Origin of the sequence: Burkholderia sp. TSV86, from assembly GCF_001522865.1 — a bacterium.
Taxonomy (GTDB): Bacteria; Pseudomonadota; Gammaproteobacteria; order Burkholderiales; family Burkholderiaceae; genus Burkholderia.
This window is the reverse complement of sequence record NZ_LOWB01000039.1, coordinates 13,286-38,692: the sequence shown is the minus strand read 5'-3', so window position 1 is coordinate 38,692 and position 25,407 is coordinate 13,286. Positions and strand designations below refer to the sequence as shown.

Annotated in this window: 26 protein-coding genes; 11 read left to right on the top strand and 15 right to left on the bottom strand. The window is 63.9% G+C overall.

What is annotated here, in order from left to right:
- The first annotated feature begins 73 nt into the window (after positions 1 to 73).
- From WS68_RS25775 to WS68_RS06685, 11 genes are all read left to right on the top strand, one after another.
- On the top strand, positions 74 to 310 hold the full coding sequence (locus WS68_RS25775) for a hypothetical protein (protein WP_082709849.1): 237 nt from the start codon (positions 74 to 76) through the stop codon (positions 308 to 310).
- A gap of 135 nt (positions 311 to 445) precedes the next feature.
- Complete coding sequence (locus WS68_RS27320) at positions 446 to 703, top strand: hypothetical protein (RefSeq protein ID WP_156429380.1); 258 nt, start codon at positions 446 to 448, stop codon at positions 701 to 703.
- Between the two features lie 111 nt (positions 704 to 814).
- Entirely contained in the window at positions 815 to 1,270 is a 456-nt protein-coding gene (locus tag WS68_RS06725; protein WP_059570059.1) for a CesT family type III secretion system chaperone, read from the top strand.
- 1,486 nt (positions 1,271 to 2,756) lie between these two features.
- Positions 2,757 to 3,827: a hypothetical protein gene (locus tag WS68_RS06720; protein WP_059570058.1), complete on the top strand. Its 1,071-nt coding sequence runs from the start codon at positions 2,757 to 2,759 to the stop codon at positions 3,825 to 3,827.
- A 288-nt stretch (positions 3,828 to 4,115) separates the two neighbouring features.
- Entirely contained in the window at positions 4,116 to 5,186 is a 1,071-nt protein-coding gene (gene sctU, locus WS68_RS06715) for a type III secretion system export apparatus subunit SctU (protein WP_059570057.1), read from the top strand.
- Positions 5,187 to 5,209: 23 nt separating this feature from the next.
- Positions 5,210 to 7,303 carry a type III secretion system export apparatus subunit SctV gene (gene sctV / locus WS68_RS06710; RefSeq protein ID WP_059570056.1) on the top strand — a complete coding sequence of 698 codons (2,094 nt, stop codon included), beginning with the start codon at positions 5,210 to 5,212 and terminating at the stop codon, positions 7,301 to 7,303.
- 14 nt (positions 7,304 to 7,317) lie between these two features.
- On the top strand, positions 7,318 to 7,989 hold the full coding sequence (gene sctP / locus WS68_RS25770; RefSeq protein WP_082709848.1) for a type III secretion system protein SctP: 672 nt from the start codon (positions 7,318 to 7,320) through the stop codon (positions 7,987 to 7,989).
- Positions 7,990 to 8,074: 85 nt separating this feature from the next.
- Positions 8,075 to 9,289, top strand: coding sequence for a type III secretion system cytoplasmic ring protein SctQ (gene sctQ / locus WS68_RS06700; protein ID WP_197419544.1), 1,215 nt, complete (start codon positions 8,075 to 8,077; stop codon positions 9,287 to 9,289).
- A complete protein-coding gene (sctR, locus tag WS68_RS06695) occupies positions 9,273 to 9,923 on the top strand; it encodes a type III secretion system export apparatus subunit SctR (RefSeq protein ID WP_059570053.1) in 651 nt (216 codons plus the stop codon). Before sctQ ends, sctR begins: the two co-directional genes overlap by 17 nt.
- Before the next feature lie 36 nt (positions 9,924 to 9,959).
- Entirely contained in the window at positions 9,960 to 10,223 is a 264-nt protein-coding gene (sctS, locus tag WS68_RS06690; RefSeq protein ID WP_059570052.1) for a type III secretion system export apparatus subunit SctS, read from the top strand.
- A complete protein-coding gene (locus WS68_RS06685; protein WP_156429378.1) occupies positions 10,220 to 10,963 on the top strand; it encodes a hypothetical protein in 744 nt (247 codons plus the stop codon). The genes sctS and WS68_RS06685 overlap by 4 nt, the downstream gene beginning before the upstream one ends.
- A gap of 239 nt (positions 10,964 to 11,202) precedes the next feature.
- On the opposite strand, the gene WS68_RS06680 is transcribed toward WS68_RS06685, so the two are convergent.
- The 15 genes from WS68_RS06680 to WS68_RS06610 all read right to left on the bottom strand — a co-directional run bounded on the left by WS68_RS06680 (position 11,203) and on the right by WS68_RS06610 (position 25,405).
- Entirely contained in the window at positions 11,203 to 11,787 is a 585-nt protein-coding gene (locus WS68_RS06680; RefSeq protein WP_059570050.1) for a hypothetical protein, read from the bottom strand.
- A gap of 284 nt (positions 11,788 to 12,071) precedes the next feature.
- Complete coding sequence (locus WS68_RS06675; RefSeq protein WP_059570049.1) at positions 12,072 to 12,326, bottom strand: hypothetical protein; 255 nt, start codon at positions 12,324 to 12,326, stop codon at positions 12,072 to 12,074.
- A gap of 210 nt (positions 12,327 to 12,536) precedes the next feature.
- Positions 12,537 to 13,694 (bottom strand): DUF2827 domain-containing protein, encoded by a 1,158-nt coding sequence (locus tag WS68_RS06670; protein ID WP_059570092.1) that lies wholly within the window; start codon positions 13,692 to 13,694, stop codon positions 12,537 to 12,539.
- Positions 13,691 to 15,088, bottom strand: coding sequence for a class I SAM-dependent methyltransferase (locus WS68_RS28245; RefSeq protein ID WP_059570048.1), 1,398 nt, complete (start codon positions 15,086 to 15,088; stop codon positions 13,691 to 13,693). The genes WS68_RS06670 and WS68_RS28245 overlap by 4 nt, the downstream gene beginning before the upstream one ends.
- On the bottom strand, positions 15,088 to 16,320 hold the full coding sequence (locus WS68_RS28240) for a hypothetical protein (RefSeq protein ID WP_059570047.1): 1,233 nt from the start codon (positions 16,318 to 16,320) through the stop codon (positions 15,088 to 15,090). Before WS68_RS28240 ends, WS68_RS28245 begins: the two co-directional genes overlap by 1 nt.
- A 20-nt stretch (positions 16,321 to 16,340) precedes the next feature.
- On the bottom strand, positions 16,341 to 17,519 hold the full coding sequence (locus tag WS68_RS06655; RefSeq protein WP_059570046.1) for a UDP-galactopyranose/dTDP-fucopyranose mutase family protein: 1,179 nt from the start codon (positions 17,517 to 17,519) through the stop codon (positions 16,341 to 16,343).
- A 128-nt stretch (positions 17,520 to 17,647) separates the two neighbouring features.
- The gene (locus tag WS68_RS06650) at positions 17,648 to 18,172 is read right to left on the bottom strand and encodes a DUF4019 domain-containing protein (RefSeq protein WP_231752960.1); all 525 of its coding nucleotides are present in this window, start codon (positions 18,170 to 18,172) and stop codon (positions 17,648 to 17,650) included.
- Positions 18,173 to 18,249: 77 nt separating this feature from the next.
- A complete protein-coding gene (locus tag WS68_RS06645; protein ID WP_059570044.1) occupies positions 18,250 to 18,768 on the bottom strand; it encodes a hypothetical protein in 519 nt (172 codons plus the stop codon).
- Positions 18,769 to 18,870: 102 nt separating this feature from the next.
- On the bottom strand, positions 18,871 to 20,007 hold the full coding sequence (locus tag WS68_RS06640) for a DUF2827 domain-containing protein (protein WP_059570043.1): 1,137 nt from the start codon (positions 20,005 to 20,007) through the stop codon (positions 18,871 to 18,873).
- Positions 20,004 to 21,242, bottom strand: a complete 1,239-nt coding sequence (locus WS68_RS06635) for a DUF2827 domain-containing protein (protein WP_082709847.1) — start codon at positions 21,240 to 21,242, stop codon at positions 20,004 to 20,006. The genes WS68_RS06640 and WS68_RS06635 overlap by 4 nt, the downstream gene beginning before the upstream one ends.
- 4 nt (positions 21,243 to 21,246) lie before the next feature.
- Positions 21,247 to 22,002, bottom strand: coding sequence for an aquaporin Z (gene aqpZ, locus WS68_RS06630; protein WP_082709846.1), 756 nt, complete (start codon positions 22,000 to 22,002; stop codon positions 21,247 to 21,249).
- Positions 22,003 to 22,005: 3 nt separating this feature from the next.
- A complete protein-coding gene (locus tag WS68_RS06625; RefSeq protein ID WP_156429377.1) occupies positions 22,006 to 22,404 on the bottom strand; it encodes an H-NS histone family protein in 399 nt (132 codons plus the stop codon).
- Between the two features lie 206 nt (positions 22,405 to 22,610).
- Positions 22,611 to 22,871, bottom strand: coding sequence for a hypothetical protein (locus tag WS68_RS06620; RefSeq protein ID WP_156429376.1), 261 nt, complete (start codon positions 22,869 to 22,871; stop codon positions 22,611 to 22,613).
- Between the two features lie 474 nt (positions 22,872 to 23,345).
- Positions 23,346 to 23,549: a hypothetical protein gene (locus WS68_RS06615; RefSeq protein ID WP_059570040.1), complete on the bottom strand. Its 204-nt coding sequence runs from the start codon at positions 23,547 to 23,549 to the stop codon at positions 23,346 to 23,348.
- Positions 23,546 to 25,405 (bottom strand): tetratricopeptide repeat protein, encoded by a 1,860-nt coding sequence (locus tag WS68_RS06610; RefSeq protein ID WP_082709845.1) that lies wholly within the window; start codon positions 25,403 to 25,405, stop codon positions 23,546 to 23,548. Before WS68_RS06610 ends, WS68_RS06615 begins: the two co-directional genes overlap by 4 nt.
- Positions 25,406 to 25,407 lie beyond the last annotated feature (2 nt).

Genomic DNA, 25,407 nt, shown 5'->3' with positions numbered 1-25,407 from the left:
GTCGAACGAGATTGGTTCGCCGCGCCAATCGCGCCGAACCGCATCAACGGCATTCAACCTGATTTGATTGAAAATGTACAAATTACTTGAATCACACTCATCGGAAATTGAAAACATTTCCAAAATCCTGAATCAAGACGACAACTCGCAGCGCATCGGCGAAATATGCCGGGCACTCGAAGAAACAGCTCAACGTATAGGCGAAACAAAAAGCACGACAGAGCTTGATCGCAGCAATCTCATCAAGCTGTATCGTGGATTCTTTGCTGCGTCACGCGTACTCCAGCAATTGCAGCATCGAGAAAGATAGGATGAGCCGGCCAAAAGCCGGGCATACCGACAGGCGGACATGAATGATCCGCCCAGCAAAATACCAGCCGCCGGAATCCATCGGTGGCCAGGTTGTAGTGGAGCGTCATGCTCATTTACTTTTAAGGAGATTAAAATGGCAGGCAACAACGGTGTCGGTCTTGGTACGAATCAAAACCTCAACCCCCTAAATAACACGTCCGATGTGAACGATATTCGAACGCTGCAAGATACCATGCAAAAATCTACGGAATTCCAAATGCAGACGATGGCCATGCAAACTGCATTCCAGAAGCAACTGGCAGCCGCGCAAGCGCAAGCCGACATGTACAAAATGGAAGCGGAAGTGACGAAGAAATCCTTCTCCGATACGGAACGGGTCGGCGGCCAATAACGGCCTAATCGTATTTCGTGGATATTCGAATGGATATCCACGAAATACCCCTTCATATGCGCTCGGCACTACCAAATTTATTTTTCGTACGAGCGCTATATCGGATAGATAGTGAGCAGCGAGCGTTATGTCGCATTGATCTCGGAATTATGCGAGACGGTTGGATTGACCGATATCGATCATGTCCTCAGGACACGCACCATCGAGGTCGACGGATTTGATGTGCGGCTCGAATATTTCGAGCATGATCTCGATGCGATGTACATCAACTTCAGCTTCGGCACGATGACTTCGGGCCGCACGCTGGTGGTATTCAGGCTGATGCTGGAAGCCAATCTTCTGATCTACGCGCAAGACCAAGCGCACTTGGGGCTCGACGCGGACACCGGCGGAATCATTCTGGCGCTGCGCTTCCCATTCGACATGGGCATTACCGGGCAAGCCATCGCCGAGCTGCTTGCACACTATGCAGGCCACGGCCGCTACTGGCGGCAGAATATTTTGGAATCGAGCGACGAGATGTTCGAAGGCATCGCATCCGGGGTGTTTTCCTGGCTGCGTGCATGACACGTTGCCCTCGAGCGCCACAGTGCGGCCAATCGATTCAGGAGCGCTTCCATGAGATCGTCATGGAAGCGCTCGCTCACCGCATGGGTTGCCGCAAGCCTAGCGTCGAGCTTCGAGATCGGCCGCACCCTCTATTACAGAGATCACCAAATCCGGTTTGTACAACACGCGAGTGTCGGCACGCATTCAGTCAATACGGCTTGCCGCAGCCGATTAGACTGCCTTTTTGGCCATACATGACACGTCGAACCATGTCAGCCATGACGTAACGGGTATCTCGTTACTTCCGGCAAGCGCTTCATTCGGCCTAACCATCGAACGCTGCCGGTGCTGGCTTCGGATTACCGCAATTCATTTCGCGAGCATCTCTTTCATCACGATTCTTCGCTCTATGATCAATTACGTGGAATCCAGTTCGGTAACCACATCATTCAATTCAACCGGAGAAATAGATATGTGTAACTGCTCCAAGGCTTCTCAAGCAAGCGGCGCTCAATCTCCCTCGCAAGATGCTGCGTCCTCGCCGGCCGTACAGCAACTCGTGCAAGCAGTCATGCAAGCCGTGCAATCGGCGCTTCAAAACCTCGGGACCAACAACGGCACCACTGGTGCCCAAGCTCCAGTGGCAGGCTGAGTTTCCCACCTAGCGAGACTCGATCCGGTGGAACTGGCTTTTTGGCAACCCAGTTGTTTCAATTTTGGAGATTCGATAATGGGTAAAGGTAGATGCAATGGCGTTCGCTCATCCTGCCAGGCCAGTTCTACTCGCTGCTCAGGCGCGGCTGGTCCGCAGATGAAACAGTGCAATCGTCAGTGTCAGACGGCTTGCCGCAACGTGTGCAAAGGGGCAAAACCCCAGATTTGCGCGGCGCCAAACAATCCGGCTCGAACCGCGCCGGCTATCGCCGCGCCTCGGCCGGGAATCGCCGCGCCGACGGCTGCTCCGCCATCGTACAAGCCCAGTGTCACGCCCGGCGCCGGTCCGTCCGCGTCGCTCGTTCCCAGCACTGGTATCGGTGCTGGCGCTTCCGCTTCGCAGGTTCCGGCGGTGGGTATCGGCAGTTCGGCATCGCGAGCCTATGCGGCCAGTATCGGGGCAGGCGGCTCCGCGTCGCAAGCGTCCGGAACAGGTATCAGCCAATCCGCTTCACAAGCTGGCCAAACCAGCATCGGCGCCGGCAGTTCCGCTTCGCAAATTTCCGGAACCGGCATCGGAGCCAGTCTATCCACGTCTCAAGCATATGGTTCCGATATTGGAGCCAACAATCCCGCCGCAGCCGTGGACGACCTCATCAGTCTTCTGGTGAACCTGTCCGATTCGATGACTTCCTGAACCACGCGTATCGCAACCGCCGGCATGCAGCCAAGCGGACGTTATCGGCAAATTTGAAAGGACCAGTGAGCGGTATCTATCCTGATTCAAATCCATGCCTGACATTAACAGCTTTCAATTTCAGCACTGCGAATTTATCTTAAGGACCTTATCATGGATAATCTATTAACGGCACCGGCAAATTATTTTCCGAATATCAATTCGGCTAATTTCGGCAATGCATCGCAGGTCTCGCCGAACCAGATGATGATGCTGGGTGTACTGGCTTATTTCATAGGCCGCTACATGTCGCAAATGCAGCAGAACGGATTCAAGCCCAACACGGCCGGTAACGCTCAGGGTTCGCCGACGAACGGCGCTGGCTACGGGCAAGCCCCGTCGACGAATCCGGTTGGCAGTCAAGCAAATTCTCCGGCAAATAATCCCGCCGGCGGCGCGGCTTCGCTGCCGTCTCTGTTTGGCGGCCAACAAGGTTCGCCGGCAAACCGCACAACCAACGGGCAAAACCCGCCAGCTTCGCCGTTTGGCCCTCAACAAGGCTCATTGTCGACCAGCGCTTATAACGGGAACGGTCAGGGCAATTGTGATTGTGGCGCGAACCGCCCGGCGAGCCCGGCATGCCCTGGTCAATCGCCTGCTCCGATTGGCTGCGCTCCGGATCGTCGCACGCCGGAAATTCAATCGTCGTTCTCGCTGAAACCGTCAAAGGACGGCTACAGCGGCTCAACCTCGATGACGACGCATGGCGGTTATCGCATCGAAGCCAATCAGCCGACGCAAAAAGGCGGTGACTCGGCGATCAATATTTACGGCCCCGACGGCAAAAAATTGCGAAGCATCTGGGGCGACCCTCATATCACTGATGCAAGCGGCAAAGGCAATATCTTCAAGGGTGCGGCAGACCTTCGATTGCCGGACGGCTCGCGGGTGCTCATGAACACCGAACAGGATCCGTCCCATCCAGGTGCGTATCGCGTCAAAAACTTCGGCGTGGTCGATCAAAACGCTTACGCGAGCGTCAACAACATTCAAGGCGGCGGTGCACTCAGCGTGAACTTCACGCGCGCTGGCGGCAATCAAATTGCACGTAACTTCGATGCCAATACCTCGCGCAATAATTTGCAATTGACCGCCGATGGCCGCGTGCTCGATCTCGTCACCAATCAGGACATCAACAATGGCGCGCCGATGGACAATGCCAAGCCGTTCGCGGCAGCGGCATGACCCATCATGCCCGGCGATGCAGCCGGATTAGCAAAACGGAGAGCGAAGCTCGATATCGGCACATATGTCGCGCCTACGTGCAGGCACGACATACGAGCCGAATCGATGCTCGATGGCTTGCGAGCGGCATGGATTGCATCCATGCCGCCCGTTTATCTTCAACTCATGAAACGTTGTCCGGAATCATCGGGGGGCCGCATGATTTCCAGCACGCAAGATGAATGCGCCGTCGCGAATGCGCGAAACGGACATAGCGCAACAAATAGGCAAGCTTTGGACAGGTAGTCGATGAGTGATGAAAAAACCGAGGAACCAACAGACAAAAAACTCCGCGACAGCCGCAAAGAAGGAAAAGTCTCGAATAGCCGCGACTTTACCGAGGCGATGACGCTGTTGGCCACGATCGTACTCCTGATCGTGATGGGCGATCATCTGGGCGATGCGTTTCGGAGCATCGTGAAAATTCCGCTTGGCCTCATTGACGGCGACCACTCGGTGGCGAATATTGTCGCGCAGGTCTACAAAATGGCCGTACTCATGCTCACCGCTACCGTGCCTTGTCTGGCCGCCGCCGTCCTTGCTTCGATCAGCGTCTCGGCCGCCCAGGTCGGCCTCCAGATATCCATGAAACCGGTCACGCCCAACCCCGCGGCCGTCAATCCGGCCAGCGGTCTCAAGCGGATATTCTCGATACGCACGCTGATCGATTTCGTGAAGATGGTTATTAAAGCGGCCATCATCAGCATCGTGATGTGGAAAAGCATCGAAGCGCTAGTTCCGTTGATTGCCGGCTTTCTGTACCAACCGCTGGCCGAGCTTCCCGGGTTGCTTTGGCAGATATTACTCAGACTGTTGATGATCGCCGCCGCCGTCTTTGTTCTGGTGGGCGTAGTCGATATCAAGCTGCAACGCGCTATGTTCATCAAAGAAATGAAAATGAGCAAGGACGAAGTCAAGCGCGAGTTCAAGAATGAGGAAGGCGACCCGCTGATCAAAGGGGAGCGCCGCCGCCTCGCGCGTGCGCTGGTCTCGTCTGCGCCTGCATCCAAGCGGGTTGAAACGGCGAATATGCTGGTGGTCAATCCCACCCATTATGCGGTGGCCGTGCGCTACCGGCCACCGGAGGATCTATTGCCGCGAGTGGTGGCCAAGGGCGTCGACGAAAGCGCCGCGCAACTGCGGCGCGTGGCAATGGAAGCCGGTGTGCCCATCATCGGCAATCCGCCGGTGGCACGGGAGCTATATAAAGTCGGCATAGACGAACCCATTCCGGAATCGTTGTTCGAGGCTGTGGCCACCATCCTGCACTGGCTCGGAACAGTCGGCCCGGATGCCGGCATCGCTCATAACGACGGTTGATTCCGCAAGAAAATCGAACATATATGTTCAAATCGCTCAAGCTCCCGGCCGGTGGTGAAATCGGCGTCGCGCTGCTGATCGTCGCGATCATCTCGCTCATGATTCTGCCGCTGCCGCCCGCCGTCATAGACATTTTGCTCGGCATCAATATCACGCTCAGCGTCACGCTTCTCATGGTCACGTTGTATGTGACCAATATCGTGTCGCTATCGGCCTTTCCTGCGCTGCTACTGTTCACTACGCTGTACCGCCTGTCGCTCAACATCGCGTCGACCAAATCCATTCTGCTCAAGGCAGATGCCGGACATATCATCGAAAGTTTCGGCAGGCTGGTGGTCGGCGGCAATTTGGTCGTCGGGCTGGTGGTGTTCGTGATTATCGCGACGGTCCAATTCATCGTGATTGCGAAAGGTTCAGAGCGCGTGGCGGAAGTCGGCGCGCGCTTCACGCTCGACGCATTGCCCGGCAAGCAGATGAGTATCGACGCGGATCTGCGCGCCAATCTACTGACCGCCGACGAAGCGCGCCGCAAACGCGCACTGCTCGCCATCGAAAGCCAACTGCATGGCGGAATGGATGGCGCGATGAAATTCGTCAAAGGCGACGCGATCGCCGGGCTCGTCATCACGCTGATCAATATCGTCGCCGGCATTGCCGTCGGCGTCGTTTATCACGGCATGACGACGGGCGAAGCGGCGAATCGCTTCTCGGTCCTATCGATCGGCGATGCGATGGTTTCGCAAATTCCGTCGCTGCTTCTGTCGGTGGCCGCGGGCGTCATGACCACGCGCGTCGTGGATGAAAGCCAGCCGCGTGCCGGCTCGCTCGGCGACGAAATCGGCCGGCAGCTCACGTCGAATTCGCGCGCGCTGTACTTCACCGCGGTACTGTTGCTCGGCTTCGCCGCGGTGCCCGGATTTCCTTCCCTGCTCTTCGTGATGCTCGCCGCCATTCTCGCAATCGCCGCCTATCATCTCAATGCGAAGCATCCGCACAACGCGCCGGGAGCCGAATCCGATGCGTTGCAATCGATGCAGCGCCCTGGCGCGAAGAGCGAAATGCCGGCCATTCTGACCAGCGCTCCGCCATTCGCATGCCCGATCGGCATTCGCATTTCGCCGGACGTGGTCCCCCGGCTGGCGATGCCCGCACTTGAGCGCGCGTTCGCACTCGAACGCGCGCGTCTGCAACAGGAACTGGGGCTGCCGTTTCCCGGCATTGCGATGTGGCCTCAACCCGCGCTGCCCGAAGCCACTGGCGAAATTCTCGTACACGATGTGCCCAAGCTGAAGATCGACCTTCCGCCCGGCAAGGTCATGCTGCCCGAACCCGAACGATGCGCGCCGTATCACCCGTTGAATGCGGCGAATGACGCAACGCCGCCGGCGCCGAATGCGGAAACGTTCGGTTCAATCGACGCAACGGGCACGCCAACGCGCTGGACGGACGAGCGCGCTGCGCCGCCCAAGTCGGAAGTCTGGCGCATCGAACGCGTGATCGCTCATGCGGCGATTGCGATGATTCGACATCATGCGCCGCAGTTTCTAGGCGTTCAGGAGACGCAATGGATACTGGATCAAGCCGCAGTCGACTATCCCGGCTTGGTAGCCGAAGTTCAAAAGGTGCTTCCGCCGCAACGTATCGCGGAAGTTTTCCGTCGGCTGCTCGAAGAGCAGGTTCCGATCCGTAATGTCCGATCGATCATGGAGAGCCTCATTCAATGGGGACCCAAGGAGAAGGATCTCCTGATGCTCACCGAGTACGTGCGCGGCGACATGTCTCACTTGCTGGCGCATCAAGCAGCTAATGGAGAGCCTGCGCTTTGCGCGGTGCTTTTCGATTTGCCCGTTGAGCAACATATTCGGCAATCAATCAAGCAAACTCCGACCGGCAATTATCTTGCGCTGCCGCCCGACGAAATCAACATCCTGGTCAACCAGGTCGAATCGCTGATTCATGATTCGCCTCGCAACCGGATCGCCGTGGTCACCTCGATGGATATCCGACGCTATGTGCGAAGAATGATCGAAACTAGGCTGCCGTGGCTGTCGGTTTATTCGTACCAGGAGCTTGGAGAGCAAATCGAACTCAAGCCACTCGGCCGGGTCACCATCTAAAGGCGAAACGTAGGATGGCAAACCATAACGCGGACCGCGTCGGCACACCGCACGCTCGACGTAAATCCGATGCGCCCCAGGAAACCGGCAGCTTCCCCGCCGGCTCCGTGTCGCGAAAACTCGCACCTGCGGAGAATCGTCTTACTCTGCTCGCCTGGGAACGCTCACGGCGCCGTTGCGCTTCGAGCGCAGGTCAGGCCCCCGGCTCGGCTCAGCCGCGAGAGCAACAGACCGCAACCGATGACGCAACGCTGGCCGCCGCCTCGTTGCCGCCCGCGGACGGCAACGACGATACCAATGACTATCGAACCGATGCCGGTTCCAATGCCAGCGCCGGCGCCGGCCTTTCGGATAAGCGAGCGAAAAAAATCGACATCGCCCAACGGCGCGTCATTCCTGCGGCATCCGTCGAGAAACTCGGCCAGCATATCGCATCGCTCTACAACGGCCTCGCCACGTTGGATTTCGGCGAATGGCACATTCATTTTCCGCTGGATGAAGATCATTTCGGACCGACCAGGCTGACTGTCTCGTTTTCGCCAATCCTCGTGCAACTTCGCTTCGATACTTCGGTGTCGCAAATAAAGCAGTTACTGTTGGACCATAGCGGCGCACTTCAACGTGAGCTTGATCAGACGCTACGCGCTTGCGGTGAAACGCGCCAAATCGAGATTTTCGTATGGTAACCAACTTGCATTGGCCTGGTTCGACGCTTCGAAAGCGAAAACCGAAAGCCTTGACGCCGCGGTGGACGAGATGAGGTCATCGCCAATGCCCATCGAATCGACCATTGACACGGCACAGTCTGCTGAAATCGAATCGCTGTCGCGCTTCGCGAGGATCGCTGACGTCGAACACCGTCCGTTGAACCTGCCCGCCATCGATTCGTCGATGGCGAACATCACGCGCATACTCTGCAACGAGCGACTGATTGCGTATATAGAGGCGTGCTGCGAGATCGCGCATCTGAGCATCGAACCGCTCGATCGGTTGCCTGAATGGCAGCATCCGGCGCTCGCGCGGCTTTCGTTCAACGTGCAATCAAGCGAGTTGACGGTGTCCGTCGGCTTCGATCTGGACGCATACCCGATGCTGGCTGCGGCCGTGGGAGACGATGAGTCGGCCGCGGCGCCACGCACCGGCACCGTAGGCGCCCCGCAACAGGCAATGCCGAACGCGGAATCGGCTCGATCGGATTTGAGGCAAGCGCTCGCACGCGCGTTGCTTGAGCCCATGCTGACGCTGCTGGCGCCATGCGGCTTGAGCCAACCGCGCGTGCATGCGATACACCGGCAAGCGCCGGCCGGCGAGCATGACCGTCATTCTTTGCTGATGCTGTCATGTCAGGCGCTCGGGCGCGGCCACGAATTCGTGCTGCATACCGACAAAACAATACAGGCGCTCGAGCGGTTGACCCCGCCCCTACCCGCCGCCCGGCTTGGTCCGTTGCGTCTGCCAGGGCGGCTCATCATCGGCGTCAAGCCGCTTGCATACGATACGTTGCGCGCGCTCGCACCGGGCGATGTGATCCTGCGCGCGCTGCATCCGTCATTGAATGCCAAATTACTCGATGCGTCCGACGGCCCCCGTGCGCCCGTTTTCGCAACGGCCGCTTGGGGAGCGCCGGGGTTCGTCCGCTTATGCGCCGCCGTCGAGTTCGATCGACAATCTTTCGTGCTTATCAAGGAGCCCGTCATGTCCAACGCATCCGAATCTGATCTCACCGGCTCGGCCGACGAGTTGATTCACATTGGAGAGCTGGAGGTGCCGGTTCAATTCGAAGTCGATATCGTCAAACTCTCGCTCGCTCAACTTGCTTCATTGAGGAGCGGTTATGTGATCGAGCTGGAAACCTCGGTCGACAAGGCCCAATTGCGTCTTGTCGCGCACGGGCAAACGATCGGTTATGGAGAAATGGTGACCGTTGGAGAACATCTCGGTGTTCGAATCCTACGGATGGCATCCGAATATGTTTCAACTGACTGATGTTACAGGGCTGCTGCTGATCGTCATCGCGCTCAGCCTGCTGCCGTTCATTGCGATGGTCGTCACCTCGTATGCGAAGATCGTGGTCGTGCTCGGACTGCTGCGCAACGCGCTCGGCGTGCAGCAGGTGCCGCCCAATATGGTGATCAACAGCATCGCCATCCTCGTGTCGATCTACGTGATGGCGCCGATCGGCATGACTGCGGCAAAAACGCTGGAAAACCGGCAAACCGGCATGCAAACGACACAGGTGGTAATACAAGCGTTCGACGCCGCGCGTGAGCCGTTTCGCAACTTTCTGAAAAAGCACGCGCATGAGCGCGAGAAGCGTTTTCTGTTGCGATCGGCGTCGGCGATATGGCCCAAGGAACAAGCCGACAAGCTGCGGGAAGACGATCTGATCGTTCTCGCTCCGGCATTCGCGCTGACGGAACTGGCAGACGCCTTCAAGATCGGCTTCCTGTTGTATATCGCCTTTATCGTGGTGGACCTGACCATCGCCAACATCCTGCTCGCGATGGGGCTCAACCAAGTCACGCCCACCAATGTCGCGATTCCGTTCAAGCTGTTGTTGTTCGTCGTGATGGACGGCTGGTCGACGCTCGTTCATGGCTTGATATTGACCTATCGATAGCATGCGTCGGCTAGTCCTCACGCTGAAGAGTCCGATATGGATATTCATACGCTCACGCGCTTCACCACCGAAGGCATGCTTCTGTGCCTGGCCATTTCGCTGCCGCCCGTCATCGTCGCGGCGCTGGTCGGGCTGGCCGTTTCTTTCCTGCAGGCCATCACGTCCATGCAAGATCAGACCTTGTCGCATGCGGCAAAACTGATTGCGGTCATGCTCGCGATCGTCGTCACTGCACCATTGGCATGCGCGGCCATCCTGCGCTTGGCTAATGAAATCATGCGCACCGCGATTCCGTCATGACTCGCATCCAGACAAGCCGCCCGGCCTTCTGCGAGCATGCCGGACGAACCGACTGCAAACGCGACGCCGGCAGCGTGCCCAGTCACGCCCAATTTTTCACGTTGTATCGAGGCAGCATCCGATTCTCATACGGGCGCGAGCCTTTGCGCAGATCATCGACGAACACCGCGCGCACAGGAAAAACGGTCAACAAATTGACTCGCCGGCGCACCAGACATGCGGCTGACGATTTCGACGAGCAATGTTGGAATGAATTGGAACTCGAGTGGCGCGACAGCCTCGATGCGCCGACGCCAAGCGACGGTGCCGGCGGCAATCCGAATCAGCAGGAGCAAGGTCAGGAGCAACGCAGACCGCTCAAAATGCTTTCGATATTTCGGAATGCGGACGACACCCCGGAAAAATCATCGTCGTCGATGGCGCTGCTCCACGATATCGGCGCGCTGGATGATCGCTTGTTCGCCGATGCGTGCCGTGACGTATTGCTGAACCACGGAGCGCACGCCTGCATGAATCTGGTCCGACTCCGGGGCCTTTTGAAAGGAACGGAGCATGCGCCGACGTTGGAATGTCTATGGGACCTATGCAAAGAACTGACGCCGCACGCACCTAGCGCGTACTTCCTAATGCCCCTGTTGTTCAAGGCGATGGACGCGCCTCTCACGTCAAAACAGCACGAGCGCGCAGTCTGCCTCACGTTGCTGAATTTGCCGCACGGCATCATTCGGCCACCCGAATGATTCAGATTCAATAAAAACGAATCGGATAAACCGGTTTCGCATGCTCAAGAACCTGACGGGTTGGCATCGTCGTTCCGGCATACTTCAGCCTGTCATCCATATGGCAGCGGTCCAACTCGGCGCAGCGGTCCCGCCGGTGCCGCAGCCGCGGCATCCGCTTGCGCGGTTTGCCGGGCCGCAGGCGATCCGAATACGGCAAAGACGTGCTGCCGATATCGGAGCGCCATTGCGCTGGGCTGTCAGCCCGCACACTCCCTCTTGCCGATGCTCGCCAGCGTTTGTTCGGTGGTATTCGCGACGAACGCGCTCGCCAAGCGGGCAGGCGTCGCGAACGAAACCAGCATCGCGGCGTTTCCGAGGACAGTTATCCCGCTTTCCAGCCAATCGACAGTGCGCCCGCAGGCAATATTGGTCACGCCCCGGAACATGCCCTGCGCCACGCCGCCACCGGCCTCGTAAATATCGCTGACGGTTTTCTCGATGCCGCTCTCGATACCCCGCTGGCATTTCCTCACGAGGCGCGCAGCATCCGGGCTCACCGCGTCGAGTACCGCATTGGGGATGGTCGTAACCAACGCGCTGGCGGTACGCACCATTGCGCCGGCCGTGCGTTCCGCATTGCGGACCCCGTTTTGCACGGTAGCGCCGAGATCGTCGAATGCGCGTCTGAAATCGCCGTGCAGCAGGCTATTGAGCACGTCGAACATTCCTTTGACGTTATGTTCGATGCCGCTGATCGTCGAAATTGCGATTTCCTCGATACCGCAACAAACGTCTTTCCCGCCTTGCGCGATCCCATCAGAAAGTTTTTTAAATGAATTCATGTCTTATTTCTTTTGTAAATTAAAAGCCATGCCGGCATGGCCGCATCTGGCCGGAAAACTGGCATCGTCTAGGGTTCCCGTCACCGGAATAGGCGGTCACGCATCAAAAATGTACGCGGCCTGGTGAAGCGCATGACGACAGTGATTTCGCCGTGAGTGAGCCGGCCGATCGAAGCCGCTTGCTGCCGTGATGAATAGCAGCGACAGAGGCAGCAGGCACGGCGCGGTCACGCGAGCCGGTATCGTCACGCCGCCGGCGAGTGCCGGCTCCATCGCTGCCGGTCTTACGGACTGCACGGCGGCTTGGCGCGACTGCACGCGCGCACGCGATCGTCGTTGAATTGCTGCGCACTCGTTTTCGGCGGAACCGATCGCGGCAACTCGCCCGGCTCGAAATCGCGATTGATTCTTTTATTTATTTCATCGAATGAGCGGTTGACACCGCCGCGCGCCTCTTTCTCAGAAGGGTTGTCGGCGTGCACGCAATCGAAAATCAAAAAACTAAAAACCGTCAGATATTTTAAATAATTTTTTTTCATGAAATCTCCATCGCACTGCCTTTCTGTGAGTACGTCCCGTTACACCGGATTGCGCAATGAAAACACCCTGGCGTCCGCTCGAACATACCGTTGAATCAAAGAAATTCCCGCGTTGAATCGCACCTCTCCTTTTGTGTTGATGCAGCAATGTAAGTGCTCCATTCATCACAGGAAAGCCGCCATACGAAAGCCTCTCCACTGCGGCGAAAGTCATGTGCGCCGCCGCGGGCCGCCGGGCGCGGCCATCAGCGCATCGAGCAGCGTATCGTACTCGGCGACGAGCGCGGGGTTCTCCGCCGTATACCGGCGCAGCAGCGTGCGCTGCCGCTTTGCATACGCGTCCCACTGCGCATCGTGCCGCCCCAGCGCGCGCTCGAGCGCCGCCGCGCCTTCGCGCACGTCATTGCCCGGATAGTAGTACCCCAAATCCGGCGCCAGCGCCGCGTTGTGCACCAGCGGATACCCCTGCCAGCATACGTCGAAGTAAAAGTAATTCAGCGGGTTCTCCCATTGATGCGATACCACCACGTCGGTATGCCATGCCAGAAACGTCGGCGTGTCATAACGCCCCACGAAGCTCGCGCGCCGCGCGCGCACCAGTTCCAGATATCCCATCAGCATCACGAACTCCGGGCTGCCCGTGGCGAGATGCTCGGCGTTCGTCACGTGCGTGAAGGCAATTGCATCGGGGTCGCGCCGGAATACCTCGTCGACAATCAACAACGGATACACACAGCATTTGACGACGTCGTGGTTCGGCTCCATGATCGTCAGCCGCTTCGCGCGCGCGCCGCTCGGCCGGTACTCGCCTGCGTGCGGCAGCGCGCGGGCGCGCTCGGTCACGCACAGCGGGTCCCACACGAACGGCACGACGCGCGCCGGGCAGCGCCGCAGCGATTGCAGGAACGGCAGCGACGACGGCGCGATCTGCGGGATCGCCCAGACCTCGTCGTAATCGCGGTTGATCCAGAGCGAATCCCACAAGCGCCGGCCGAACAGAATCGATTCGATCACGTTGATATATTCGACTCCGCAGCAATAGCTGACGAGCTTCACGCCGCGCGCCTTCAGATACGCGGTCTGCTCGCCGCTGATCTGCCCGCCGAGTTCGATCAACACGTCGAGCGCGTCTTGCGCGTCGGACCACGGCCGCGTGTCGAACACCCGGCTGTCCCACGGCAGCGCGTCGGTGATGGGCACCTCAGTGGTATTGACGAGCGTGACCCGATGGCCGCGCGGCGACGCCATCAGCAGCTTGGCCAAATAGAGCGCGTTCTGCTTGATGCCGTTGATCCACAGGCTCTCGTCCGGCGCACGTAAGCCGATCGTGATGCCGATGCGCCAACCGGGGGGCCGCGCCGCGCTCATCGGGACGTCTGCCGCGACGGCGCGGCCACGGCCCGCAGGCACGCGAAGCGCCGGGCGAGCGCGGCGCGCCAGCGCCGGATCACATGCCGCGCCGACGCGGCCTCGGCCGCGCGCAGTCGCGCGCGCAGCACGGCCAGCGCGGCGCCCTGCTCGGCCATGCGGACCTGCATGCGCCGCTGCCGGTCCTCGGCGGCGTCCAGCGCGCGATGGGCGTCGTCCAACGCCGTCTCGTAAGTCTGCTGGATTTGCTGCGACTGCACTTCCAACTGCCGCAGCCGTGCGCGCGTCGCGCCCAGCTCGGCGAGCGCCTCGCACTGGCTGGCGAGTTGCGCATGCAGTCGCGCGCGCTCATGCGCGGCCTGCTCGCGCTCCGCGCCCCACGCGCGCAGCCGCGCGTCCCGCTCGGCTAGCCGCGCCCGCAAATCCGCCCCCTGCTGCGCCTGCTCGGCCAAATGCCGCACGAGTTGCTCGCGCAGCGCGGCCACGTCCAAATTGCTGCGATGCAGTTCGCGCTCGGCCTGGCTCACCAGCCGATGCGCGGTGCCGGCATCGTGGCGCAGCCGCTCGAGTTCATCCTGGCGTGACGCAAGTTCGAGGTCCAGCGCATCGATGACGATCCGTTGAGTGACGGTGCTGCCCAGGCGCGCATAGATCGTATGCAGCGCCGTGCGGGTGCCGGCGTCGGCGGCAAACAGCCCGGCGAGCGCCGGCGGCGGCTGCGGGCCGACGCCGAGCACGCCCAGGCCGTCGTTGTGCGCCAGCGCGAACGACGGATAGCGCGCGCCGAGTTCCTGCCAGAGCCGCCACGTGCCGAAACCGGGCTGGCGCCGGTGGATGTCGTGGAGCACCACCACGGCACGGGCCGATAGCTTGGGCAGCCACGCGCGGAAGTCGTGCAGCGCGGCGTCGTAGTCGGGCCGGCCGTCCAGATGCAGCAGGTCGACTTCGCCGTCGGCGAAGTACGGCAACGCGTCGTCCGCGCACACCGGCAGCCGGCGCGAGATCGCCGCATAGTGCGTGTCGTGGAGCGCGGCGAGCAGCGTGCGGGCCTGCTCGGCGTGAAGGGGCTGGACGCGCGCGTCGTCGTCGCGGTCGCGTTGCCAGCTTCCCACGGCATAGCAGCGCGTCGCGAGATTCAGGCGGCCGACGGCCTGGCAGAAGGCCAGATAGGTCAGACCCTGACGCGCGCCGAGCGCGACGAGAATGCGCGGCGCCATCGCCTCGGTCAGCCAGAAGACGAACGGCGCGTGCTCGTGCGCGGTGCCGACGCCGCCATGCTCAGGCAGCCAGAACGATGCGGCGCTCAGGCCCGGCCACCGCCACGCGGCCGGCGCGCCTTCGCCGCCTTCGCCGCCGCGCGCCTCTGCGCCCGGTACGATCGGAAACGCGGCCATCAAGCACGCTCCCCGGAGGCGGTGCGCGCCCGGCGGCGGGACACGAGACGGCTCAGCACGTTGGTCATATGGCTCAGATGGTGAGCGTTCAGCGGCGCGGTGAACACCGAGCGCTTGAGCAACGGAAAGCCGCATTCGAGCATCACATCCCACAGGGCGTGAAACGGGTCGGTATCGCCGTGGCGCTCGAACCGCGCGCGGCGCCACGCATGAGCCCGGGCCGGATCGGCCGATTCGAGGATCTGCTCGTAGGTCCAGGCAGCCTGCATCGGTACGCCGCGCGCGCGCATGAAGCGCGAAAAACCGTGCTCGCAGCCGTTGAGCGCGCTGGCGCGCTCCAGCAGCGGCCGCCAGGCGGCCCAGAAATCGCGCCACGCGGCGCACTGCACGAGCTGCGGCGAGCAGTATAGAAAGAACGACGGCAAATGCCCGTCGTACAACCAGCCGTCGATCGCGCCGGTGAGCACGGCTTGGCTTTCGCGGGCCCGCGCGAAGAGCGGCGTGAGGCTGTTCATGGTGCCGACCACGCTGTCGTTGGTGAGCACGAGCGGGTGATGCGGCGTGAAGCCGTCGCGCTCGAGCAGCCGCAGACCGACGTGATACAGGCCCCAGTCGTGTGCGCGGTTGCGGGTCTGCACGATGCGCCACACGCGGCGTGCAAGCTGCGCGTGAGCAGCGGGCGCGAGCGGTGCGTCTTGCGTGACGAACAGCAGGCAGGTGCCCTGCTCGGCCAGCGCGTCGAGGTAATCGTAGACATAAGGGGTGATGCCGTCGTGGGTATCGTGATGGGCGAACAGCACGATCGCCTGCCCGGCCTCGGGCGGCGAGCCGACGCGCTGGTCGTGCAGCACGATCTGCCCGGCCTTGAAGCGCGCCAGCTCGTCGCGCGCGAAACGGGCCTCGCGGCTCAGCAGCCCGAACAGCTCTGCACGCCAGCGGGCGGGCGCCAGCGCGCGGCCATGCGTATCGTGCCATTGCCTCACCGAGAACAGCGCGTTGGGATCGCGGGGCGCGTCGCGCGTCTGCCCGCAGAAATGCTCGACACAGCGCATGCCGTCGGGCATCGACGCGCCATACGCGCGCCGATAGAAGTCCGGATCGAACAACGCATTGGGGCCGACGGCGTCCTGCTCGAGCAGGCACTCGCGCGCGGACAGCTCGGGGCGGCCGCTCGCGTCGCGAATCCAGTCGAGGTCGATCAGCGGATGGGGAGGATAAGTATCACGGCTCATGGTTGGCGCCTGGGTAGCAGTCACGCGCGCGCGCAAAACGCCAGCGCGGCACGGATGACCTGATGCATCCGGTCGTCGCGGTACTCGGCCAGGCGCCCGCCAAAGTGCACGTGGCCGGCGAGCGATTCGGCCGCATGCCGGTAACGCTGCAACAGCAGCGCGTTCCATGCGTCGTTGACCGGATAGTCCGGCGCTTGGCCCGGCTCGCGGGCATGCAGATAGACGCGGGTGATCAGCGTGCGCTCGGAGGCGGGCGCCCCGGCCGAGGCGCCCGGCGAACCCGCGGGCACCGCCTCGGGCAACGCGGTTGACGCCGCGCCGGCCGCCGCCCCCGCGCCTGCGGCGTCGAAGTGCTTGTGCTCGATGATGCGGGTGTACGGCACGGTGGATTCGGTGTAGTGGACGACGGGCGCGCCCTGGAAATCGGCCATCGGCAGCACCTCGCGCTCGAGGCGCAGCGTGCGGTACGCGAGCGGGCCGAAGCGCTCGTCGAAGAACGCATCGATGGGGCCCGTGTAGATCACGCGCGGGTAGCGCTTGAGCCAGTCGTCACGCCGGTAGAGGAAATCGATGCCTAGGTGCACGTCGCTGCCGGCGAGCATCTGCGCGATCATCGGCGTGTAGCCGTCGAGCGGCAGGCCCTGGTAGCGGTCGCTGACATAGCGGTCGTCGAAGCTCAGCCGCACCGGCAAACGCGCGACGAACGCGGCGGGCAACTGGGCCGGATGGCGGCCCCACTGCTTGACGGTATAGCCTTCGATAAAAAGCCCGTACAGCGTCGGGCCGAGCGTGGCCAGGCAGGCCTGCTCGAGCGTCTCGGGCGCCGCGCACGGAATGCGTTCGGCCGCGAGGCGCGCGTGCGCGTCGCGCGGCGTGCAGGTGCCGAACACTTGGTGCAAGGTCATCAGGTTGATCGGAAAGCTGTAGCGATGCCCGCCGTGCGCAACCTTGACGCGATACTCGTAAGGCCGAAACTCGGCGAAGCGGTTCACGTAGTCCCAAATCGGCTTGGCATCGGTATGAAACGCAGGAGCGCCGTACACGTACTCGTGACATCGCACCTCGGCGTGATAGCGGGTGTACGCATGGCCGCCGATGTGCTCGCGCTTGTCGAGCACCGTGCAGCGATGGCCGCGCCGAGTCAGCTCGTGCGCGCAGACCGCACCGTACAGCCCCGCGCCGACAATCAGCACCTTCATCGGCCGCCTCCGGCAGGATCGGGCGCGCCGGGCGCACCGGCCCGGCGCCCGCCATCGCGCGGGCTGCCGGGCGGGGCATACGTCGACGGCATCGCGTCCGCATTCGGCAAGGACATGGCGGCCGCGGCTCAAGAACGCGGCTGACTGGCGGGCTGCGCCGCGGGCGCTGGCCGGCGCGGCACGTAGCCCGTCAGGCGCCACTGGCCGTCGGGTTCGAGCCGGAAGCTCAATTGCTCGAAGACGACCTGCCCGCTCGCGAGCGTCGTCACGTAATCAACGTTCGCGTACATCCCTTCGGGCGCGCCCTGCGAGCCGGACAACGCGATGCGCGCGACGTTCGACCAGCCGCGCTGCGCCACGGGCCCCATCGCCTGACGTGCCTGCTTGATCGGCTTGACGAATTGCGCCTGCTTCATCTGCGTATGCACGAACGGCGCCATGTCGCGCCAGACCGCGTCGTATTGCGCGGCGTCGAGCTGCTTGACGATCGCGTCGGCGTCGCGGATCAGCGCATCGGCCGACGTGCCGGGCGAAGTCTGCGCGTGCGCGGGCGGCATGCTCCAGGCCGAGGCCAGCGCGACGCACGCGGCGACCCAAGGGGCGAAGCGAAAAAAACGAGGCGAAGCCAAAGCGAGTGAACGGGTGTGTTTCACAGTCATCTCCTGAGCTTGAGGTCATGCCATCCAGCGACGAACGCCATGCGGCCTCGCCCGAGGCCGCATGCGTGGTTTCATCCGCGTTCGCCCATTGCGCACGCGCCATCCGGGTCGATGACGGCCACGATCTCGATGCGCGCGTCGCGCACGCAGTAATCGAGCACGCAGCCGGGCACTGGCTCGGCGCGGCGCACGCCGGCGGCAGGGGCCGGCGGATAGAACGCGGGCCAGCGGGCGATCAGGGCCAGCACGGCATCCAGTTGGCGCAAGCACCAAACGGAATCGCGCTCGGCCGGACAGGCGGTCAGCCAGCGCTCGAGCTCGCGCAGCGCGCCGCGGCGCCAGACCACCGGCGCGGCGCCCGGCGCGGGCAGACGTGGCGCCGGGCGCGCCAGACCGATGCGGCGCGCCAGCGCCTCGAGCGCGCTCGGCGCATCGATCAGCTCGGCATCGGCCGGCTCGGCATCGAGGGCCGGCCGCGCGTCGCCGCCGCCAGCCGCTGCGTTCAGTTGCACGCTCAATTGCGCGCCGCGCGCGACTTGCCGCGCGAGGCTGTCCTTGTGCCGAATTTCGACCGCCCATCCCGTTGCCATCGCGACTCCCCCGTCGAGCGTGCGGCGTCGCATGACGCCGCGGGTTGTGTGCCGTCTGCCTGCGTGCTGCTTATTTCATTCGTGCTGCCTGCCGCCGCGCGTTCATCGCGGGTAATACAACGCGGCGATCGCCGCACGATACGCGGCGATATTCGCGTCGTGCTCCGGTGCCAGCGTGCGTAAAAACGCCTGTGCGGCGCTGCGATAGGCGTCCAAATTCAAGTCGTGTTCCGCGTGCGCGCGCAGCAGCGCACTGCCGAGCGCCTCGACATCGAACTCCGGATACCGATAGCCGCACGCGCCGATCATCGGCGAGTTGTGAATCAACGGATAAGCGCCGTGCAGCGCTTCGTAATACAGATAGTTCTGCGCGTTCTCCCACTGGTGGCTGACTACCGCGTCGATACGCGAAGCCGCGAGCTGATAGAACGGGTAGCGAGGCTCGAACGACGCCAGGCCGTGCCGCACCAGCTCGAGGCTCGCGGCGAACTCGGCGAAGCCCGGGCGCGAGCTCAGATGCGCGGCGTTGAAGACGTGCACGCTCTCGAGCCGCTCGGGCGCGAGCCGGTGCGCGACGTCGCAGCCGAGCACCGGCACGAAGCTCGTCTTGACCATGCAGAGGTTCGGCTCGAAGATTCCCGCCCGCCAGCGCGCGCGCCCAGGCCGATAGCCGAACGGCGTATCGGCGGGCAGCGCGGCGGCGGCACGCTCGAGCACCACGGGGCTCCACAAATGCGGGACGATCGTCACGGGCACGCGGAACGTATGCGCGAAATACGGCGCGCAGCTCACCTCGTATTCCGGCAGGGTCCAGACGCCGTGATACGGCGCGCCGGTGATCAGCAAACCCGGCTCGAGCTGAAACATCATGCGCTCGATGTCGATCACGTAATCATTGCCAACCCGCATCGAGACGATCTTGCCGCCCGCGTCGCGAAACGCGGCCACCCAATGGCGATCGAGTTGCGCGCTCATCTCGATCATCAAGTCGAGATGGTGCGCGGCATCGGCCATGCCGATGATCGGCACGGGAGCGTCGGCGAGAAAGCGCCGCGCGTCGTCGAGCGTGCCATCGCCGCCTCCCGCGACGAGGCACACCTGTTCGATGCCGGGAATGCGCTTGAGCAGCATCGCGAGGAACAGGCAGTTCTGGAAGATGCCGTTTTCCCACAGCGATTGCGGGCCCTGGCGCACGAAGATCGACACGCCGACGCGGCGTGGCAGCACGGCAACGCTCATGCCGAGTCTCCCGGCGCCGGGGCGGCCCGCGTGCTGCTCGCGGCGGACGACGCGGGCGCGGTGCCGGCCGTGTTCGCCGCGCCGGCGTGCGGCGGCTCGCCCGCCGTGCCCGCCGCACGCGCTCCCCCCGCCCGCTGCGGCGCGAGCCGCCACAACGCCCGCGCATAGGCATCCTGATTGGCGCGCGCGAGCGGGTCCACCTGCCGGAACACGTCGCGCGCGCGCGCCCGATACGTCTCGAGCCCGCGCGCGTGCGTGCGCACCGCGCTCAACAGCGCCTGCGCGCCCGCGTCGATCTCGAAGTCCGGGTAGTAATACCCCGCATCGCGCAGCCACGCGGCGTTGTGGATCAGCGGATAGTCGCCGTACAGCAAATCCAGGTGGTTGTAATTCTGCGCGTTGGTCCACTGATGCGAGACCACTGCGTCGGCGTGCTGCGCCATGAAGCCGACCACGTCGTGACGCCCGTGGAAAACCGCGCATTGCTGCTTGACGAGATCCAGCGAGTGCGCCAGGTGCAGCAGCGTCGGATGCTCCGTCATGTGCAGCGTGTTCAGCACGTGCATCGCTGCGACGGCGTCGGGCTCGGCGCGATACGCGGCGTCGCAGATCAGCATCGGCACGCACGCGGCCTTGACCACCGACACGTTCGGCTCGAAGATCGCCACCCGCAGCCCCCGCCGCGCGGGCTCGTAGCCATAACGCAAACCAAGCGCGCCGATCTCGGCCGCGCGGGCCGAGACGAAGCGCGCATCCCACAGATACGGCACCTGCTCGGCATCGCAGCGATACAGTGTGCGCAGCAGCGGCGCATGCCGCGCATCCTTCGGCAGATACCACACCACATCGCAGCGGTCGTAGCGCGCCGCGTAGTTCGGCCGCTCGAATACGATCGGCTCGACCAGGTTCACATAAGGCTGGCCGCAGCAGTGGAACACGACCCGCTTGCCGCGCGCGCGCATCAGATCGAGCCATGCGACATCCAGGCCGCCGCCCATCTCGATGATCACGTCGAGCGCGTCGCCCGCCTCGCGCGGCGCGACGAGCGGCAGCGCGCGCGCGCGCGCGTCGGCTTGCTCGGCAAGCGTGGGCTGGTCGCCGCAATTGAGCAGTAGCACGGCCTCGACGAACGGGATCTGCTGGAGCAGGTCGGCCAGAAACAGGATGTTCTGGCCGATGCCGTTCTCCCAGAGGTTCTGGCCGGCGTGCGTGAGCACGGAAAGTCCGATACGCATGGTCTCAAGCCTCGATCCGCACGCGCCGGCCCGCTGCCGTGCGCCGTCCGCCGGCCACGAGCACATCGAGCGCGGCCGCGAGCACCGCGCCCGCGCCCGGCGCGCACCAGAACAGCCATAACTGTTTGAGCGCGTCGCCGCCGACGATCAGCGCGGGCCCACTCGAGCGCGCCGGATTGATCGACGCGTTCGTGACAGGCATCGCGATCAGATACGCGAGCGCCAACGCCAAGCCCGCCGCCACCGCCGCCACCGGCGCGCTCCGTGTGCTCGCGCGTGCGGCGGGCGCGCTCACGCGCAGCACGACCAGCACGAAGCCGGCCGTGCATACCGTCTCGGTAAAAAACGCGGCGGCCATCGAATACTGCCCCGGCGAACGCGCGCCGTAGCCGTTGGCCGCCAGCCCGCTGGCGAGCACGTCGACGCCAGGCTTGCCCGCGGCGATCAAATAGACCGCGCCCGCGCCGAGCAATGCGCCGGCAAGCTGCGCGATCAAATACGGCACGAGATCGCGCGGTGCGAGGCGCCCGGCGAGCGCGAACGCCAAACTCACGGCCGGATTCAGGTGCGCCCCCGACACCGGGCCGAGCGCGCAGGCCATCGTCAGCATCGCGAAGCCGAACGCGAGCGACACGCCGGTAAAGCCGATGCCGGTCTCGGGATAGACGCTCGCCAGCACGGCACTGCCGCAGCCGCCGAACACCAGCCAGAAAGTGCCGATCAACTCGGCGCTGCAGCGTTGAATCATCGCGCTCGGCATCGTTCAATGCTCCTGTTCAGGGGGGGAGTCGTGCGGGCCGCCGGCCGCTTCGGCTTCGGCCTCACCGAGTTCCCCGGCGCCGCCGGCCTGCTGCGCAAGCGTCTTCAGGCGGAATTCCTCGGGATCGTGGCCGGCCATCCACCGCGGCCGCTTGCCGCGCCCGGACCAGGTGGCCCCCGTCTTCGGGTCCCAGTAGCGCGGCTCGACGCGGCGCCGGCGGCGGTCGCCGCTCTCCTCGGCAGCCAGCCAGTCATCCAGGTCCTGCACGCTGATCTCGTACTCGCGCATCAGCTTGAGAATCTGTTCGGTGATATCGCGCCGCCGGGTGGCGCGCACCGCGGCGATCTCTGCATCGAGCTGCGCGCGCTTGGCGAGCAGCTCCTCATACGGGTCTATCATCATCGTTGGCTCCTTCTTGCGTGCGCATCCGTCCGCGCATGGGCGGCCGGACACTCCCCATCTAAAAACGCGTGCCGAGCTGACAGCCGCCCGCCGCGGCGCCGTTCGTCGCGCTCGCCCCGCAACCCAGCACGCCACAGCCGGCGAGCGTGGCGAGCCAGAGTGCGGCGATGAGCGCGCGAACGGACCGGGCGCGCCGCCGCGCGGGCCTACGACACCAGCCAATGCAGCAGCGCATACAAACCCAAGGCGATCAGCAGTGCGACCGCAAACGGCGCAAGCGTGCGGCAGACCGTGGTCCAGAGGTCGGGAGAACTGCCGGAGGCCGCGCTGACGCGCGCGTCGTCCGCTACGCGCGCGCGTGGCCGGCACGGCGCCCGCCCGCGCGCCTCGCCGCCCCCGCATGCGCCGTGATGAAGCTCTCCCTGCTGCTGGACAGCCTTGCCGCCCGCTGTGCGATCCGCCTTCATGCACACCACTCCCCGGCGCGGCGCGCGCCGTCTCCCCATGCGCTGTCTGTCATCGATCCCGTGCCGCGCGCCCTATCGGCGGCTGCTCGCCACGCCCTTTGCGTCACCGTCACCCCTTCCATTACCGCTACCTTTTACGTCATGACCGCTATCAGCCTCGGCACTGCTTGCGCCGCACCGCCGCCTGCCTCAGTGCGGCTTTGACGTCACGGCTGCCCGTTGGCTTTCTGCCGTCTGTTGCTCGACTACCGGCTCCTGCGCCTGTGCCGCCGCTCGCATCACGGCGGCTCGCGCGCCACTGCCGGCTGCTGCCTCACTGCAACCGCTATGCCTCTACCCGTTGCCTTCCACCTTCCTGCCACCGCTTGCTCAACCACCACTCTTTGCCTGCCTGCCACCGCTCACGCCACGGCAACTCCCGTGCCTCCGAGCGCGCTCGCCCGCGCCGTCCTTGCCGACGTGCTGCACGGCGCATCACTGCAACGCATGCAACCCCACGTACAACGCCAGCACGACCAGCGACGCGATCACCCACGGCGCCGCCCAACGGCAGGCCGTCGCCAGTTCAGCGCGCCAGTCGAACCCGGCAGGCGGACGCGGCACGCCCACGTCCTTCATGTCCGTCAGGCCCCGCTGCTGCGCATCGTCGTGGCCCGGCTTGCGCGGCGCGTGCGTCATGTCGTGCCTGCCGCGTCCGGCGCCGTCTCGCATGCCGCCGCCCGCGCGCGCAGATCCCGCCCGAGCCGCTGCAGCACCGGCTGCCACGCGCCGAACGCCGGCTGCCGGTACAGCCGCATCGACGGATACCACGGGCTGTCGTCGCGATCCGTCAGCCACACCCAATGCGGATTCACATCCAGCAGCACCCAGGTCGGCACGTTCAGCGCGCCCGCCAGATGCGCGATCGACGTGCACACGGTGATCACCAGATCGAGCTGACTGACGAACGCCGCCGTCTCGTCGAAGGTCTTGAACGCCTTGGTGTGATCGATCAGCGCGAGCCCGCCGCGTCCGATCGCCTCCAGCTCCGCGCGCGTGGCCTCCACCTGCAGGTTGTAGGCCTGCACCTGCTCGATGCCCGCCAGCGCACGCGCCAACGCCGACGGCGGCACTGACCGGTGCGTATTGCGCTGATGCGTGCGGCTGCCGCTCCAAACCAGCCCGACCTTGAGCCGTGTGCCCGCCGACGCGCAGCGGTTGCGCCAGCGCGCCGTCTGTGCCGCGTCCGCCTTCAGATAGGGCGGTGCATAGCCGGACAGCGCGTCGAGCGACACGTCCAGCGCAAGCGGCAGACTGCCCAGCGGAAGCTGGTAATCGTGCGGCGGAATCGCCTGCGGCAACGACGGCGCGATCCGCTCCACCCGACCCGCGAGGCTGCGCGAGACGAGCGGCAGCAGATTCGGAAACGTGCAGTACGCCACCTCGCCGCCCGCGTCGCGCACGCGTTTCGCGAACGCCGGCACGAAGCGGGCGAATTGCAGCACGTCGCCATAGCCCTGCTCGCTCCATACCAGCACCGTTTTGCCCGCCACATCCTGATCGGCCAAGCGCGGCGCGCTCCAGTTCAACTGCACCGTGCGCAACTCCGGCGAGCCCTGCCAACGCGCCTCGTGGTGCGTCCAGCCGTTCGCATAGTCGCCGCGCACGAGCTGCAGCATCGCGAGCGACCACCGGTATGACGGGTGCTGCGGCTCCAGCGCGCACGCACGCTCGATCGCTTCGGTCGCCGCCGTCCAGTCCTGCAATTCCTTGAGCGCGTTCGAATAGCCCTGCCATGCGATCGCGTGACGCGGATTCAGCGCGAGCGCGCGCTCGGCCGCGATGCGCGCGGCCGCCGGATCGCCGCGCTTGAGCCACAGCACCGACAGGTTCGCCCACGCGAGCGCGTTGCCGGGATCGGCCTTCAGCGCCAGGTCGAGCTGGGTCTTGGCCGCCGGGTAATCGCGCTGGTCCAGATACAGCGCGGCCAGGTTGCTGCGCAGCATCGGCCGGTTCGGCGCGAGGCCCGCGCAGCGGTGATAAGCGTTGAGCGCCGCCGCGTGCTGCTGATTCAGTTGCTGCACGTAGCCGAGCCAGAACCACGCGTCGGCGTCGTCCTGCGCACGCCCGGCGTGCGTCTGCGCGACGGCGAGCGCCGTCTCGTGGCGGCCCGCCTGAATCAGCAGGTCGAGCCACTCGGGCACCCACGCCGCGAACTCGCCGGTATGCGCCCAGGCCCGCTCGAACCAGTCGAGCGCGTCCTGCGCATCGCGCTGCGCACAGGCGAGCCGTGCCCGCTCCACCAGCAGGCCGGCGTGGTCCGGATGCCGCTCGAGCGCGCGCTCAAGCGCCGCGCGCGCGTCCGGATAATGGCCGCGCAGCCGCAGCACGCGGCTTGCCAGCAGCACCACGTCCGGCTGCGCCGCGTGGGCCGCGTCGTGCGCATCGAGCAACAGCGCGGCCGTCACCAGGTCGCCTTGCGCGAGCGCTGCTTCGGCGAACGCGGGCCACGCCTCGGGCGCGGCAGAGGAAATCGATTCAATCACGGTTGCCATGG